General features: G+C 72.3%; 15 protein-coding genes. 7 read left to right on the top strand and 8 right to left on the bottom strand.

The features are described 5' to 3' along the window. Positions 1-11: 11 nt before the first annotated feature. From BM204_RS05800 to BM204_RS05790, 3 genes are read left to right on the top strand one after another with little or no spacing between them, the layout of a single operon-like run. Positions 12-1949: an anthranilate synthase family protein gene (locus tag BM204_RS05800; protein WP_091111149.1), complete on the top strand. Its 1938-nt coding sequence runs from the start codon at positions 12-14 to the stop codon at positions 1947-1949. Positions 1950-1977: 28 nt separating this feature from the next. After that, entirely contained in the window at positions 1978-2562 is a 585-nt protein-coding gene (locus BM204_RS05795) for an anthranilate synthase component II (RefSeq protein ID WP_246166051.1), read from the top strand. Continuing rightward, positions 2553-3866 carry an anthranilate synthase component I family protein gene (locus tag BM204_RS05790; protein ID WP_091111148.1) on the top strand — a complete coding sequence of 438 codons (1314 nt, stop codon included), beginning with the start codon at positions 2553-2555 and terminating at the stop codon, positions 3864-3866. Before BM204_RS05795 ends, BM204_RS05790 begins: the two co-directional genes overlap by 10 nt. A 106-nt stretch (positions 3867-3972) precedes the next feature. On the opposite strand, the gene BM204_RS05785 is transcribed toward BM204_RS05790, so the two are convergent. The 7 genes from BM204_RS05785 to BM204_RS05755 are packed head-to-tail and all read right to left on the bottom strand — an operon-like array spanning position 3973 to position 9203. Then, positions 3973-4542, bottom strand: a complete 570-nt coding sequence (locus BM204_RS05785) for a hypothetical protein (protein WP_091111146.1) — start codon at positions 4540-4542, stop codon at positions 3973-3975. Next, the gene (locus BM204_RS05780; RefSeq protein ID WP_091111144.1) at positions 4535-5944 is read right to left on the bottom strand and encodes a sensor histidine kinase; all 1410 of its coding nucleotides are present in this window, start codon (positions 5942-5944) and stop codon (positions 4535-4537) included. The genes BM204_RS05785 and BM204_RS05780 overlap by 8 nt, the downstream gene beginning before the upstream one ends. After that, positions 5941-6642: a response regulator transcription factor gene (locus BM204_RS05775; RefSeq protein ID WP_091111142.1), complete on the bottom strand. Its 702-nt coding sequence runs from the start codon at positions 6640-6642 to the stop codon at positions 5941-5943. Before BM204_RS05775 ends, BM204_RS05780 begins: the two co-directional genes overlap by 4 nt. A 49-nt stretch (positions 6643-6691) precedes the next feature. Next, positions 6692-7558 (bottom strand): fructosamine kinase family protein, encoded by an 867-nt coding sequence (locus BM204_RS05770; RefSeq protein ID WP_091111141.1) that lies wholly within the window; start codon positions 7556-7558, stop codon positions 6692-6694. Beyond that, positions 7555-8103, bottom strand: a complete 549-nt coding sequence (locus tag BM204_RS05765; protein ID WP_246166055.1) for a low molecular weight protein-tyrosine-phosphatase — start codon at positions 8101-8103, stop codon at positions 7555-7557. The genes BM204_RS05770 and BM204_RS05765 overlap by 4 nt, the downstream gene beginning before the upstream one ends. 2 nt (positions 8104-8105) lie before the next feature. Then, positions 8106-8501: a phage holin family protein gene (locus BM204_RS05760; protein ID WP_091111139.1), complete on the bottom strand. Its 396-nt coding sequence runs from the start codon at positions 8499-8501 to the stop codon at positions 8106-8108. Positions 8502-8531: 30 nt separating this feature from the next. Beyond that, complete coding sequence (locus BM204_RS05755) at positions 8532-9203, bottom strand: GntR family transcriptional regulator (RefSeq protein WP_170259095.1); 672 nt, start codon at positions 9201-9203, stop codon at positions 8532-8534. A gap of 121 nt (positions 9204-9324) precedes the next feature. On the opposite strand from BM204_RS05755, the gene BM204_RS05750 reads away from it, so the two are divergent. Then, positions 9325-10236, top strand: coding sequence for a dimethylarginine dimethylaminohydrolase family protein (locus BM204_RS05750; RefSeq protein WP_091111136.1), 912 nt, complete (start codon positions 9325-9327; stop codon positions 10234-10236). A 4-nt stretch (positions 10237-10240) separates the two neighbouring features. Here the strand turns inward: BM204_RS05750 and BM204_RS05745 are convergent, their stop codons facing one another. Continuing rightward, positions 10241-11641, bottom strand: a complete 1401-nt coding sequence (locus BM204_RS05745) for a carotenoid oxygenase family protein (RefSeq protein WP_091111135.1) — start codon at positions 11639-11641, stop codon at positions 10241-10243. 58 nt (positions 11642-11699) lie between these two features. Here BM204_RS05745 and BM204_RS05740 point away from each other — a divergent pair, with 58 nt between their 5' ends. The 3 genes from BM204_RS05740 to BM204_RS05730 are packed head-to-tail and all read left to right on the top strand — an operon-like array spanning position 11700 to position 13971. Beyond that, positions 11700-12305, top strand: coding sequence for a TetR/AcrR family transcriptional regulator (locus tag BM204_RS05740; RefSeq protein WP_091111133.1), 606 nt, complete (start codon positions 11700-11702; stop codon positions 12303-12305). Between the two features lie 10 nt (positions 12306-12315). After that, positions 12316-12864, top strand: coding sequence for a VanZ family protein (locus BM204_RS05735; RefSeq protein WP_091111132.1), 549 nt, complete (start codon positions 12316-12318; stop codon positions 12862-12864). A gap of 9 nt (positions 12865-12873) precedes the next feature. Beyond that, on the top strand, positions 12874-13971 hold the full coding sequence (locus BM204_RS05730) for a histidinol-phosphate transaminase (protein WP_281290185.1): 1098 nt from the start codon (positions 12874-12876) through the stop codon (positions 13969-13971). Positions 13972-14066 lie beyond the last annotated feature (95 nt).

Here is a 14066-nt window from a genome sequence, read left to right as displayed (position 1 = left end):
AGGCTGCGGCCATGTCTGAGTCGACCTCTGCCGCCCGGGACGCCATCGCCGCGCTCCAGGGGCACGAGGCATGGGCGATCATCCGCCGCTCGACCCGCGCGGGTGACCGCGACACGGTCGGCCTGGTGGGCGGCCGGCGCAGCGTGGTGGAGTCGCTGCTCGACGTACCTCTCGAGGAGGGGCCGCCCCAGGAGGGCCACATCGCCGACCGGCTGGTCGCGGTGCCGTTCCGGCAGGTCGCGGAGCGCGGCTTCGCGGCCCACGACGACGGCACCCCGCTGGTGGTCGTCGACGTCCAGACCGAGCTGGAGTTCTCCGTCGCCGAGATCATCGAGGCGATCGACGACGTGCCCGTCGAGTTCACCGACCGCGGCGGGTTCGAGACCGACGACGAGCTCTACGCGGTCCTGGTCGAGGCGATCATCGAGGACGAGATCGGCCAGGGCGAGGGCGCCAACCTGGTGATCGGGCGCCACTACCGGGCCCAGGTCGCCGACTGGAGCGCCGCCACCGCGCTGACCGTCCTGAAGCGGCTGCTCGAGAGCGAGCGTGGTGCCTACTGGACCTACCTGTTCTTCACCGGTGACCGCTACCTCGTGGGTGCGAGCCCGGAGCGGCACGTCACCATCCACGGCGGTGACGTCCGGATGAACCCGATCAGCGGCACCTTCCGCATCCCCCGCTCCGGCGACGCCGCCGGCACGGCCAAGGCGCAGCTCCTGGACTTCCTCGACGACGAGAAGGAGATCTACGAGCTCTTCATGGTCGTCGACGAGGAGCTGAAGATGATGTGCGACATCTGCCACGAGGGTGGCCAGGTGCTCGGACCGTTCCTCAAGCCGATGACGCACCTGATCCACACCGAGTACCTCCTCGCCGGCCACACCGAGCGCGACGTGCGCGAGGTCCTGCGCGACACGATGTTCGCCGCCACTGTCACGGGCAGCCCCGTGGAGAACGCGTGCCGGCTGATCAAGCACTACGAGACCGAGGGGCGTGGCTACTACGGCGCGGCCCTCGCGATCCTCGGTCGCGACCCCGATGGCGGGCCGGTCGTCGACAGCCCCATCGTCATCCGCTCCGCCGACGTCTCTCTCGACGGGCGGCTCAAGGTGACCGCCGGTGCCACGCTGGTGCGTGACTCCGACCCGGCCTACGAGGTGGCGGAGACGCACGCCAAGGCCGCGGGCATCCTGCGCGCCTTCGGCCTGGTGCCCGCAGCGCCGGTGCCCGACGTCAAGATCGCCGAGCTCGTCAACGACGAGGACGTGCTGCTCTCGCTCAACAAGCGCAACCGCCGGCTCAGCGCCTTCTGGCTGACCGACCAGGCCGGCTCGCCGCCGGACCGGCGCCTGGCCGGCAAGAGCGTGGTGATCCTCGACGGCGAGGATGACTTCGTCAACATGCTGCGTCACGTGCTCGGGGTGCTCGGCCTGACCAGCACGGTCGTGCGCCACGAGGACTACGTCGCCGGCTGTCTCGACGGCCACGACCTGGTGATCGTCGGCCCCGGCCCCGGTGACCCGCGCGACGGCGACGACCCCAAGATCGCCCGGATGCGTGCCGCCGTCGCTGAGCTGCTCGGGCAGGAGCAGCCGTTCCTCGCGGTCTGCCTGGGGCACCAGACGTTGTGCCACGTGCTCGGGATCCCGTTGGTCTACAAGGACATCGTCTTCCAGGGCACCCAGTCGCCCGTGGTCGTCAACGGCCGCACCGAGCGGGTCGGCTTCTACAACACCTTCGTCGGTCGGGTCGACGCTGCCGGTGGCTCGTTGCCCGAGGGCGTCACCGTCGACGCCGACGAGGAGACCCACGACATCAACGTGCTCACGGGTCCGCACTACCGCGGCATCCAGTTCCACGCCGAGTCGATCCTGACCGAGCGCGGCTACGACGTGCTGCACGAGCTCGTCGTCGACCTGCTGCTCGGCGGGCCCGAGCACGGCTAGGGCCGGAGTGCCCGAGGTGGAGCCCGAGGTGGATCCGGACGTCGTGGTGCCGGACGTCGTGGTGGTCGACCACCACGACTCCTACACCTACAACCTGGTGCACCTGGTCGCCGGCGTGACCGGCGTCCTGCCGCGGGTGGTGCAGCACGACGAGGTCGACGGCGCCACCGTGCTCGAGCACTCCCACGTCGTGCTCTCGCCCGGGCCCGGGCGGCCCGACGTGGAGGCGGACTTCGCGGTGGGGCGTGAGGTCCTGCTCTCCGGCAGTCGGCCCGTGCTCGGGGTGTGCCTGGGGATGCAGGGCCTCGTGACGTCGTACGGCGGCCGCGTCGAGCGGGTGCCCCCCGGGCACGGTGTGGTGGCGCGGGTCGACCACGACGGCACCGGGGTCTTCGCGGGCGTGCCGGACGGCTTCCGGGCCGTGCGCTACCACTCGCTGGCCGCGGTCGAGCTGCCCCCGTGCCTGCGGGTCACGGCCGTGGACGGGCTGACCGGTCTGACGATGGGCGTCGAGCACCGCGAGCTCCCGCTCGCCGGCGTGCAGTTCCACCCCGAGTCGGTGCTGTCCGAGCACGGCGCCCTGCTGGTGGCCAACTTCCTGGGGTGCAGGTGACCACCGGCGACCCGGTCGCGTTCTTCCGCGAGGTCGCGGCGGAGCACCCGCGTTGCTTCTGGCTCGACGGCGGTGGGGCGCGCGAGTGGTCGGGCCGCCGCTCGCTCATCGGCTGGCTCGAGCCCGACGACGTGTCGATCTCCTACGACGCGGTGGCGCGGGAGGTGACCCGGCACGTCGGCGAGCGGTCGAGCGTGGTCGGCGACGACGTCTTCGCGGTGCTGGCCGCCGAGCTGGCCGCGGGTGGGCCACGGGACCAGTGGTTCGGCTACCTCGGCTATGCCTCACGTCCCGATCTGCCGGCGTCCGTCGACCGCCCTGCCGCGAGGGAGGTGCTGCCCGACGCGGTGTGGATGCGGGCGCGGCACGTGCGGCTGTTCGAGCACGCGACGCCGGCAGCCGGGCCCGGCGCGGATGCGGGTCGTGTGCCGCAGGCAGCCCCACCGCGGGGTCTCCGGCACACGACCCGGACGGCCGCACCGACCAGCCCGCCACCAGCCGCCTACACCACCGCCTTCGAGCGGGTCCAGGAGGAGCTGCACGCCGGCAACTCCTACGAGGTCAACCTGACCTACCGGCTCGAGACCCTCAGCGACCTCGACCCCGTGACCGCCTACCTGCAGCTGCGCGAGCTCAACCCCGCGCCGTACGCCGGCTTCCTCCAGCACGACCTCGCCGACGCGCGCGCCTGGTTGCTGAGCTCTTCGCCGGAGCGCTACGCCCTCGTGAGGGCCGACCGGACGCTGGAGACCAAGCCGATCAAGGGCACCACGAGGCGCGGCGCGACGCCCGAGGACGACGAGCGCGAGCGGCACTCGCTCGCGACGGACCCGCGGTTCGCGGCGGAGAACCTGATGATCGTCGACCTGCTGCGCAACGACCTTGCCATGGTCTGCGAGCCGGGGAGCGTGGAGGTGCCCGAGCTGATGGCGGTCGAGTCCTACGAGACCGTGCACCAGCTGGTCTCGACCGTGCGCGGGCGTCTTGCTCACGGGGTGAGCACGATCGAGGCCCTGCGCACGCTCTTCCCGGCCGGCTCGATGACCGGCGCGCCCAAGCTGCGCACGATGCAGATCATCGAGGCCGTCGAGGACACCTCGCGGGGGGTCTACTCCGGCGCCTTCGGCTGGGTCTGCGCCGACGGCCGCGCCGACCTGGGCGTCGTCATCCGCTCGCTGACGACCACCGGCGACGGGCGTTACGTGCTCGGCACCGGCGGCGGCATCACCGTGCAGTCCGAGGTGTCGCTCGAGCACGAGGAGTCGCTGGTCAAGGCCGAGCGGCTGCTCGCGGTCTTCGACTGACCGGAGCGCGAGTCGGCGCAATGTCGCACGGAGACCCAGCGTGGCGCTGCGACATCGCGCCGACTCGGCGTACGGCGCTGCGACATCGCGCCGACTCGGCAGATGGTCAGCCGCCGAACGCGGACCCGTCGGCGTGCGCGGACAGATCCGTCATGACCTGACGCACGGCGCGCAGGGCGACGACCCTGTCGTAGGGCGCGGGGTCGACCAGGTTGACGACCTGGATCAGGTCGTCGTTCTGCACGAAGCCGGTGACCAGCAACGAGCCGTCGTCCACGTTGACGACCACCCGCGCGTCGTCCGCGCGCGCGATCGTCGGGTTGGTGACGGTGCCGTCGAGCTCGCCCATCGTGTCCCAGGCCTCGTCGAGACCGGCCGGGAAGAGCACGTAGTTGGCGTCGATCGCCGCGCCGCCCTCCTCGGCAGGCGTGAACGCGCACCGCGGCACCGCAGGACGACCGGCGTCCATCGTGACCACGGTCCCGAGAACCTCGGAGACGCCCTCGGCGCTCAGGCCGTCGCAGGGGTTCCACAGCGGGGTGGTGGGTACGGCGGCGGCGGGGTCGGTCGCCGGTGCCTCGTCGCCGCACGCCCCGAGGGTGGCTGCGAGGGTGGCCGCGAGGGCGAGGCCACCGAGCAGCGCGCCGGGGCGTAGGGGCAGGTGACGCTCAGCCATGGACGACCTCGCGGACGGCGGGTGCGGGTGTGCCGGGCAGCCACAGCGAGAGCCGGGCGCCCCCGGAGGGCGAGGCCGCCGCGGCGACCGTGCCGGAGTGGCGGTCGGCGACCTGGCGGACGATGGAGAGGCCGAGCCCCGAGCCGGGCATGGTGCGCGACTCGTCGGAGCGCCAGAAGCGGTCGAAGACATGGGGCCGGTCGGCCTCGGCAATGCCTTGACCCTCGTCGTCGACGGTGAGCAGGCCGTCGCGCAGGCGCACCGTGACGGTGCCGTCGGTGGGGCTCCACTTGGCGGCGTTGTCGAGCAGGTTGGTCACGGCCCGCTCCAGTGCGTTGGCGTCACCCTCGACCCACCAGGCCCGGGCGTCGACGTCGAAGGTGGCGGCGGGGGCGCGCAGCCGCACGCGGGCGACGGCGTGGTCGACGACCTCGGTCAGGTCGACCGGCTCGACGACGGGCGCCAGCGGCTCGTCACGGGAGAGCTCCATCAGGTCGCCGATCAAGGTCGTCAGCTCCTCGATCTGGGCGCGGATGTCCTCGAGCAGCTCGGCGCGCGCCTCGGGCGGCAGGTCGGGACCGTCGGGCTCCGAGGCCTGGGTGAGCAGGTCGACGTTGGTGCGCAGCGAGGTCAGCGGCGTCCGCAGCTCGTGGCCGGCATCGGCGACCAGCTGGCGCTGCCGGTCGCGTGAGGCCGACAGGGCGGCGAGCATCGCGTTGAACGCCGAGGCGAGGCGGGCGATCTCGTCGTCCCCCTCGACCGGCAGGGGGGTGAGGTCCTCGGTGCGCGCGATGTGCTCGACCGAGCTCGTCAGCCGCCGCACGGGGCGCAGGCCGTTGCGGGCCACGCCGAAGCCTGCGGCCCCGGCGGCGGCGACTCCGAGGAGGCCGAAGATCAGCATCACGATGCCGAGCTTGCTCAGGACCCGCTGCTGCCCGTCGAGGGACTGGGCGATGACCAACGCCTGGCCGTCGCCGTAGGGCACGGTGACGACCCGGTAGGCGACCGGCCCGCCCAGGACGGTGCGGATGCTGGACGCCTTCTCGCCCTGCGCGACGTCGAGCTCGGGGTCGCCGAGCGCCGGCGGGTCGTCGAGCTGCTCGGGGCGGTAGACGGTGCCGTCCTCGTAGACGAGCGCGATGCGCAGGTCGGTCGCGACCAGCGCCCAGGCCGGCACCTGGTCGCCGGTGCGTCGGTTGAGGATCGTGGGCGCCTCCGTCGTCTGGTAGGCCCGTTCGTAGAGGGTGTCGTCGAGGGTCGACTGGAGCTGCATGCGCACCGTCACGTAGGCGCCGGCAGCGAGGAAGGCCACGGTCACCCCCACCGCCATGGTCGTGAGCAGCGTGACCCGGCTGGCGAGCGACCGGCGGTAGCGCCAGCGCCCGACCTCGGGCTCGCTCATGACTCCTTCAGGACGTAGCCGACACCCCGCACGGTGTGGATCAGCCGTGTCTCGCCCTCGGCCTCGGTCTTGCGGCGCAGATAGCCGACGTAGACCTCCAACGAGTTGGCGGTCGTGGGGAAGTCGTAGCCCCAGACCTCCTCGAGGATGAAGGAGCGCTCGAGGACCCGGCGCGGGCGCCGCAGGAACATCTCGAGCAGGGTGAACTCCGTGCGGGTCAGCTCCATGCTCCGCTGGCCGCGGATGATCTCGCGGGTCGCGACGTTCATCGACAGGTCGGAGAAGCTCAGCGTCTCCTCGGGGGCGTCCTCGGCGGGCACGATGCGGCGCAGCAGCGCCCGCAGCCGGGCGAGGAGCTCCTGGAGTGCGAAGGGCTTGGTGAGGTAGTCGTCGGCGCCGGCGTCGAGTCCCTCGACCCGGTCGCCGATCGCGTCGCGAGCGGTGAGCACCAGGATCGGGACGTCGTTGCCGGCAGTGCGCAGCGCGCGGGTCGTCTCGATGCCGTCGAGTCGCGGCATCATCACGTCCATCACGACCACGTCGGGGTTGAGCGTGCCGATGCCGGCGAGGGCCTCCGCGCCGTCGGCGGCGAGGTGCACGTCGTAGCCGTTGAACTCGAGCGACCGTCGCAGCGACTCACGCACCGCCTTGTCGTCGTCGACGACGAGGACGCGGGGCTTCACGGCACTGGTGGACACGGTGCCACTGTGCCAGGAACGCCTGAGTGCGTCCTGAGAGCTGGGGACCTCAGAGGTAGCGCGCGGCGGTCTCGGCAGCGCGTGCGCCGTAGCCGCCGCCGAACAGGCAGGCGTGGACCAGCAGCGGGAAGACCTGGTGCAGCCCGATGCGGTCCTCCCAGCCGTCGGCGAGCGGGGTGGCCTCGTCGTAGGCCTCGAGCACGCGCGGCAGGTGCGGCAGCCCGAACATGGCGAGCATCGCCAGGTCGACCTCGCGATGACCGGCGTAGGCCGCAGGGTCGATGACCCACACGTGCCCGTCCTGGCCCCACAGCACGTTGCCGTTCCACAGGTCGCCGTGCAGCCGTGCGGGCGGCTCCTCGGGCAGCAGGTCGGTCAGCCGTCCGACGAGCGCCTCGACGACGGCCGCCTGCCCGTCGGTGATCGCGCCGCGGTCGCGGGCCAGCTTGAGGTAGGGCAGCACCCGGCGTACGGCGTAGAACTCCGCCCACGTCGGCGCGGTGCGGTTGGGCAGCGGCAGGCGGCCGATGAAGCCGTCGGCCTCCGCGCCGTACGACGGGGCGCCGGCCGCGTGCGTGACCGCGAGGGCCCTGCCGAACGAGGCAGCCGCCTCGACGCCGTTCTTCCCGGGCTCGACCCAGCGCAGGATCAGGCACTCGGGGTCGACTGCGAGCACCTCGGGGACGTGGACACCCCCCGCGTCGGTGGTCGCGGCCAGCCACGCGAGGCCGGCCGCCTCGGTCTCGAAGAAGTGCTCGGGGGAGTGCGGCAGCGTCTTGACGATCGCGGTCGTGCCGTCGGAGAGCCTCAGCTTGGTGGCGGTGGAGACGTCGCCCCCGGCGATGGGTGCGGTGGCCACGACCGAGGACCCGAGGAGCTCCTCGGCGCGCGCGGCGACCCACGGCTGGCGGGTCACGACCGATCGCCCCGGCGATCGCCCGAGGAGCCCAGCACCTGCTCGAGGGCGGCCACGATCACCTCGGTGGTGCGTTCGACCATGGCCAGGACCTCCTCGAAGCCGCTGTCCCCACCGTAGTACGGATCCGGGACCTCGCCCCCGGGGTCGACCGGGTCGAAGGTGCGGAAGAGCAGGGCGCGCTCACCGGCCCCTCCGTCGGCAGAGGCCGCTGATCGGGTGCCCGCGAGGTTGCTCGCGTCCATCGCGAGCAGCACGTCGAAGCGTTCGGCCCAGGAGTCGTCGAGCTGCTGGGCGCGGTGGCGCGTGGCGTTGTAGCCGGCGCTGGTCAGGGTGGCTGCGGCGCGGTGGTCCATGCGGCGCCCGACGTGCCAGTCGCCGGTGCCGCAGCTCTCGACCGTGACGCGGTCGGCGAGGCCGGCGGCGGCCACGCGGTCGGAGAGCACGACGTCGGCCATGGGAGAGCGGCAGATGTTGCCCAGGCAGACCAGCGCCACGGCGTACTGGCCGGGCGTGCGCGCCGGTGGCAGCGTCGCCGCGGGCACCGTCAGCGCCGCTCGTCGGGGCCGATGACCGAGTCGACGATCCAGGTGGTGACGGTGATGACGACCGCGCCGCCCAGCGCCGGCCAGAAGCCGGTGACGTCGAAGCCGATGTCGAGCTTCTCGGCCAGCCAGCCGGTGAGCAGCAGCATCGCGGCATTGATGACCAGCAGGAAGAGGCCGAGGGTGATGATCACGAACGGGAAGCTCAGGATCGTGAGCACCGGCTTCACGAACGACGTGACGACGCCGAGGATCAGCGAGACCAGGATCAGCGGGAGCAGCTTCTCCTGGATCTCGGCGGTGCCCTGCGAGGGGCCTGAGAAGCGGATGCCGTCGATCAGCCACGCAGCGGTCGCGAGGGCGATCGCGGTGGTCAGGAGCCAGGTCAGGAAGCGCACGGTGGCCAGTGTGCCAGCCAGGAGAGGCAGTCAGGACAGCCCGAGCGCCTCGATGATCTCGGCTGCGGCGTCCTCCAGGTGCTTCTCGAGGAAGAGCGAGGCGCCGTCGATGTCGTCGTCCTCGAGCAGCTGGACGAGGGCGGCGTGGGTGTCGGCCTCGTCGTGGGCGTTGCGTCGGATCCGCTCGACCTGTGCGAGCGCCAGCTTGAGCTCGACCACCAGCTCGTCGGCCATCGCGACCAGGCGCGGGCTGCCGGTCAGGCCCACCAGGGACACGTGGAAGGCGAGGTGGCGCTCGTTGAGCTCCTGGTAGGAGCCGCCCTGACGGACGGCCGAGGTGTAGGCCGACAACGTCGACCGGACGGCCTGCCGCTGGCTCTCGTGTGCCTCGCGCCACCGGCGCACGCCGGAGCCCTCGAGCACCCAGCGCGCTGCGCACACGTCGCGCACGGAGCTCGCCTCGGGGGCGGAGACGCTGACGCCACGGTGGGGCTCGCGGGTGGCCAGTCCCTCGGCGACCAGGACCGTGAGCGCCTCGCGCACGGTCGGGCGGGAGACGCCCAGCGAGGAGGCCAGCGCGACCTCGCGCAGCGGGGTGCCCGACTCCAGCTCGCCGTCGAAGATCGCGCGGCGCAGCTCCTCGGCCGCGCGGTCGACCGTGGAGGAGTGCTCCAGGTGCAGGGTGGCGAACGGCTCGGACATGCCGACCATTCTGACCCACCCGGCGCGCGGGTCGCGCCGCCTTGCGCGGGGAGCTCCCAGCCACCACACTGCCTCTTGTCAGATTGTCTGACAATTATCGAATGGGCAAGCAGGTGAACGCATGACCGAGCCACTGGCCTGGGGCCGCCACTACGTCGCGGTCGAGCCGACCCACTTCCGCGTCGACTACGCGATCAACCCGTTCATGGATCCTGCGGTCCAGCCCGACCCGGCGCTCGCGATGGAGCAGTGGCAGTCGATGGTCGCCACGCTGCGCGGCCTCGGCGCCCGCGTCGACGTCGTCCCGCAGCGCCCGGACGCGCCCGACATGGTCTACGCGATGAACCTCGGCCTCGCGCTGGTCCGTCCCACCGATCCCGGCTCTCCGGCGCAGCGCCACGTGGTGATGAGCCACATGCGCTACGCCCAGCGCCGCATGGAGACCGGCTCCGCGCAGGCATGGTTCGCCGCGCAGGGCTACGCGACGTCGTACGTCGGCAGCGAGGGCGTCGGCGCGCACCTCGAGGCGGGCGACGCCTTCGCGTTCGGTGACGCGCTGGTCGTGGGCTACGGCCCGCGCACCGAGGAGCTCGCCCTCAAGCACCTCGCCGGCGACCTGGGCATCCGGGTCCGCGGCCTGCGCATCACGCACCCCGGGATGTATCACCTCGACCTGGCCTTCTGCCCGCTCGACGAGCGCCGCGCGATCGTGTGCCCCTCGGCGCTCGACGACGCCTCGGCCCGCGCGCTGATGGAGCTCGTGCCCGAGCCGCTCGTCCTCACCGAGCAGGAGGCACTGACGACGTTCGCCGCCAACTCCGTCGTCGTCGACCGCACGATCGTGATGCCGGCCTGCCCGCCGCGCGTGCGTGCGCAGCTCGAGGCGTGGGGCTTCGAGGTCGTCGTCGTGGACGTCGGTGAGTTCCACAAGGGCGGCGGGTCGATCCGCTGCCTGACCAGCCCCGTCGACGTCACCATCGGGCGCGACCTGCCCGCGCTCGCGCGCGGCGAGGTCGTGCTCCCGCAGCTCTGAGGGATCAGGAGGCCGTCGGCGCCCAGTTGCCGTGGAACCCGGCGGGCACGCGCACGGGCAGGTGCACCGCGGCGACGTCCTCGAGCGTCTCGGCGTCGAGGAGCACCAGGTCGCTGAGGCCGGTGACCCGGTCGTGGACGTAGCCCATCACCACCCCGCTGTCCTCGGCCGCGTCGTCCGCGTGCGGGACGAAGCAGAACTCGCCGACCTCCTTGCCCGCGCCCAGCGGCCGGGCGAGCGTCGTCGCGCCGACCACGTCGTGCTTGAGCACGCTGTCGCCGGGGGCAGGGCCGTCGAGGCCGACCGACCAGCCGAAGCGGTGCCGCTGACCGGTGAGCCGCTCGTCGTGGCGGGGGAACTCCTGGGCGTGCTCGTCGTAGCGGTGCTCACGGACCTTGCCGGCGACGGTGTCGACCGTGAAGCGCACCAGGGACGAGAGGCCCTCGTAGGGCCCGGTGAACTCGGTGGCGAACATCCGCTCGTGGCGCACGGCGTCGATGACGACCTCGTCGCCGTCCTCGTAGGCGTTGAGGGTGTGGAAGACGTAGCAGGGGTCGATCTCGAACCACCGGACGTCGGCGCTGTTGCCCTCGCGGGGCAGCAGCCCGATGCGCGCGGGGTAGTCGTCGTCCCAGGAGTAGGGCAGCTGGCTCGGGGCGCCGTTGCCGCGGGCCATCGCACCCACGAGGGCGTCGGGCAGCGGGTTGCGGCCGATGACCCGGTTGAGGGCGAGCCGGGCCGGCAGTCGCAGCGGGCGCGGCATCTTCCCCGCGACCATGTCGATGTCGAAGGTGACCGGCAGGTCGTAGATCACGACGTAGTGCTCGGTCAGCGCGAAGTCGTGCATCATCGGGCTGCCGTGGACCTCGACCTCCACCTGGTGCCGCAGCCGGCCGGCGGTGTCGAGGACGGAGTAGTCGACGCGGTTGCCGCGCGTCCAGCTGTAGGAGAGCGCGTGCAGCTCGCCGGTCGTGGGGTCCTCGTGCGGGTGGGCGGTGTAGCCCGCGGCGAGGTCGCCGGCGAAGCCGCAGCGGCCGACGGTCTCGAGCTCGTCGGTCAGCTCGTACGGCGGCGAGCCGGCCTCCACCAGCGCCATCGTGCGTCCGCCGTGCTGGACGATGTTGGTGTTGGGGGCGAGCTCGTCACCCTCGGGGCGGACCCAGCGGTTGCGGTACCACCGCGCCGAGCCGTCGGCGATCCGCAGCCCGTGGGCCATGCCGGCGCCGATGAACCAGTGGTAGCCGTCCGGGTCGACCGCCCCCGGGCCGTCGAGGCGCGGGTTGGGACCGATCCGCAGGTAGCGGCCGTCGAGGTGGTCGGGAATCGTGCCGCTCACCGGGAGGTCGAACGCGGTGACCTCGTCGGTGACGGGTGCGAAGTTGCCCTGCAGGTAGCGGTTGTCCATGGCGTCTCCTATAACAGTGTTATGAGCGACGATAACGCTGTGATGAGAGGCTGACAAGGTGCCCGAGGAGACCGACGTACGACGTGCCCTGCTGCAGGCGGCTGCCCGGCTGCTCGGTGAGGAGGGGCCCTCGGCCCTGTCCACTCGGCGACTGGCGCGCGAGGCCGGGACCTCGACGATGGCGGTCTACACGCACTTCGGCGGGATGCCCGCGCTCGTGCGCGAGGTCGTGGCTGACGGCTTCGCCCGGCTCTTCGAGCGCGTGGCGGCCGTGGAGACCACCGACGACGTGCTCGACGACCTGACGCGGGTCGCCGGCGCCTATCGCGCCCACGCGCTGGAGAACCCCCACGTCTACGCCGTCATGTTCGGCTCGGCCTCGCTCGGCGGCTATCGGCTGCACGACGACGAGCTCGGCGTGGGCCTGGCGGCGTTCGGGCAGCTCGTCGACGTGACCCGCAGGGCGATGGTGGCCGGCGCGCTGCGCGAGGACGACCCGGCCGCTGTCGCCGGTCAGCTGTGGAGCGCGCTGCACGGTTACGTCATGCTCGAGCTCTCGGGCTTCAACGCCGTGGTCGACGACCCCGAGCGGCAGCTGCTCTGGCCGATGCTCGGCCACCTCGTCCGGGGACTCTCTGTGGAGGGCCACAGCAGCGATCGGTAGCGTCGGTCCGGTGTTTCCGGTCGGTGGGGTCGAGGTCATGCTCCTCGGCACCGCTCTGTCCGGAGCCGTGTGCTTCGTGCTCGCCCTGGTCCTGCGGCAGCGGCTGGGGTTCACGGCCTGGACGCTCTCGGCGCTGGCGTGGTCGCTGGTCGTGATCGCGATCATCACACTGATCCCGGCCAGCGGGGCGCCCGGGATCGTGCCGGCCGAGGGGCGCCTCGACACGTGCTCCTTCGACATCGGCGGTCCCGCCCCCGACGGTTTCTGGATCTTCTCCGGCGGTCAGCGCTTGCTCAACACCGTCGTGTTCGTGCCGCCCGGCGTGCTGCTGGTGCTGACCGCGGCGCGTTGGCGCATCGGCCTGGTGACGGTGCCGCTCGGGCTCGTGCTGCTCGCGGCCTTCTCCGCCGGGATCGAGTGGACCCAGCTCGAGCTGGCGCGCATCGACCGCGCCTGCGACGTCACCGACATCATCGACAACGTGACCGGCGCGGTCGTGGGCGTGGTCGTCGGGCTGGTGCTGGCGCTGGTCGTGAGGCCGTGGCGCCTGCGCCGTTAGCCTGCTGGCATGGCCCACCCCCAGCCGATGCCCCAGCTGACCCCCCAGCCGCGGGCGCACGTCGCCCTCATCCCCACCTACGTCCCCGGCAAGCCGCCCACCCCCCGGCCCGGCCTCACGACGTACAAGCTCTCCTCCAACGAGAACCCCTACCCGCCGCTGCCCGGTGTCCTCGAGGCCGCGACCGCTGCCGCCGCGGTGATGAACCGTTACCCCGACATGGGCAGCACCGCGCTGTACGACGCCCTCGCCGTCCGCCTGGGCGTCCCGGTCTCCGACCTGGCAGCTGCCACCGGGTCGGTCGCGCTCGTCTACCAGCTGCTCGCGGCGTTCTGCGACCCCGGCGACGAGGTCGTCCACGCCTGGCGCTCCTTCGAGGCCTACCCGATCGCGGTCACCACCGCCGGCGCGACCTCGGTGCAGGTGCCGCTCACGGCCGACGGTCGCCACGACCTGGAGGCGATGGCCGCCGCCGTCACCGACCGGACCAAGGTCGTGATGATCTGCACCCCCAACAACCCGACCGGTCCGTCGGTCACGCAGTCCGAGCTCACCGGCTTCCTGGCGGCCGTGCCGTCGCACGTGGTGGTCGTCGTCGACGAGGCCTACCTGGAGTTCGTGCGGATGGAGGATGCCGTCGACGGTGTCGCGACCTACCGCGCCCACCCCAACGTCGTGCTCTTCCGCACCTTCTCCAAGGCCTACGGGCTGGCCGGCTTCCGGGTCGGCTACGCCGTCGCGTCGACGCCCGTGGCCGCTGCGCTGAGGGCGGTCTCCCTGCCGTTCGGCGTCTCCCACGTCGCCCAGGTAGCCGCCATCGCCTCGCTCGCCGCCGAGGACGCGCTGCTGGAGCGGGTCGACGCGCTCGTGCTCGAGCGGGACCGGGTCGTGGCCGGCCTGGCCGGGGCCGGCTGGGCCTTCCCCGAGCCCCAGGGCAACTTCGTCTGGCTCGCCCTCGCCGAGCGCACCGCCGACTTCGCGGCCGCCTGCGACGCCGCCGGGATCGTCGTACGGCCGTTCGCCGGGGAGGGGTGCCGGGTGTCGATCGGGGAGCCCGAGGGCAACGACCGGCTGCTCGCGGTCGTGGCGGCGTTCGGGCACTCCTGAGACCACGGGTGACCGCCCGGCCACACGAGGAAGACAGGCGAGGGGCATCTCGTCAAGGTCGCGCTCGAGCACCGGACCATCCCGACCAGGGCCCT

It is taken from the genome of Nocardioides psychrotolerans (assembly GCF_900113685.1).
Taxonomy (GTDB): domain Bacteria; phylum Actinomycetota; class Actinomycetes; order Propionibacteriales; family Nocardioidaceae; genus Nocardioides; species Nocardioides psychrotolerans.
The sequence above is the reverse complement of the archived record's forward strand: the minus strand, read 5'-3'. Positions and strand labels throughout refer to the sequence as shown.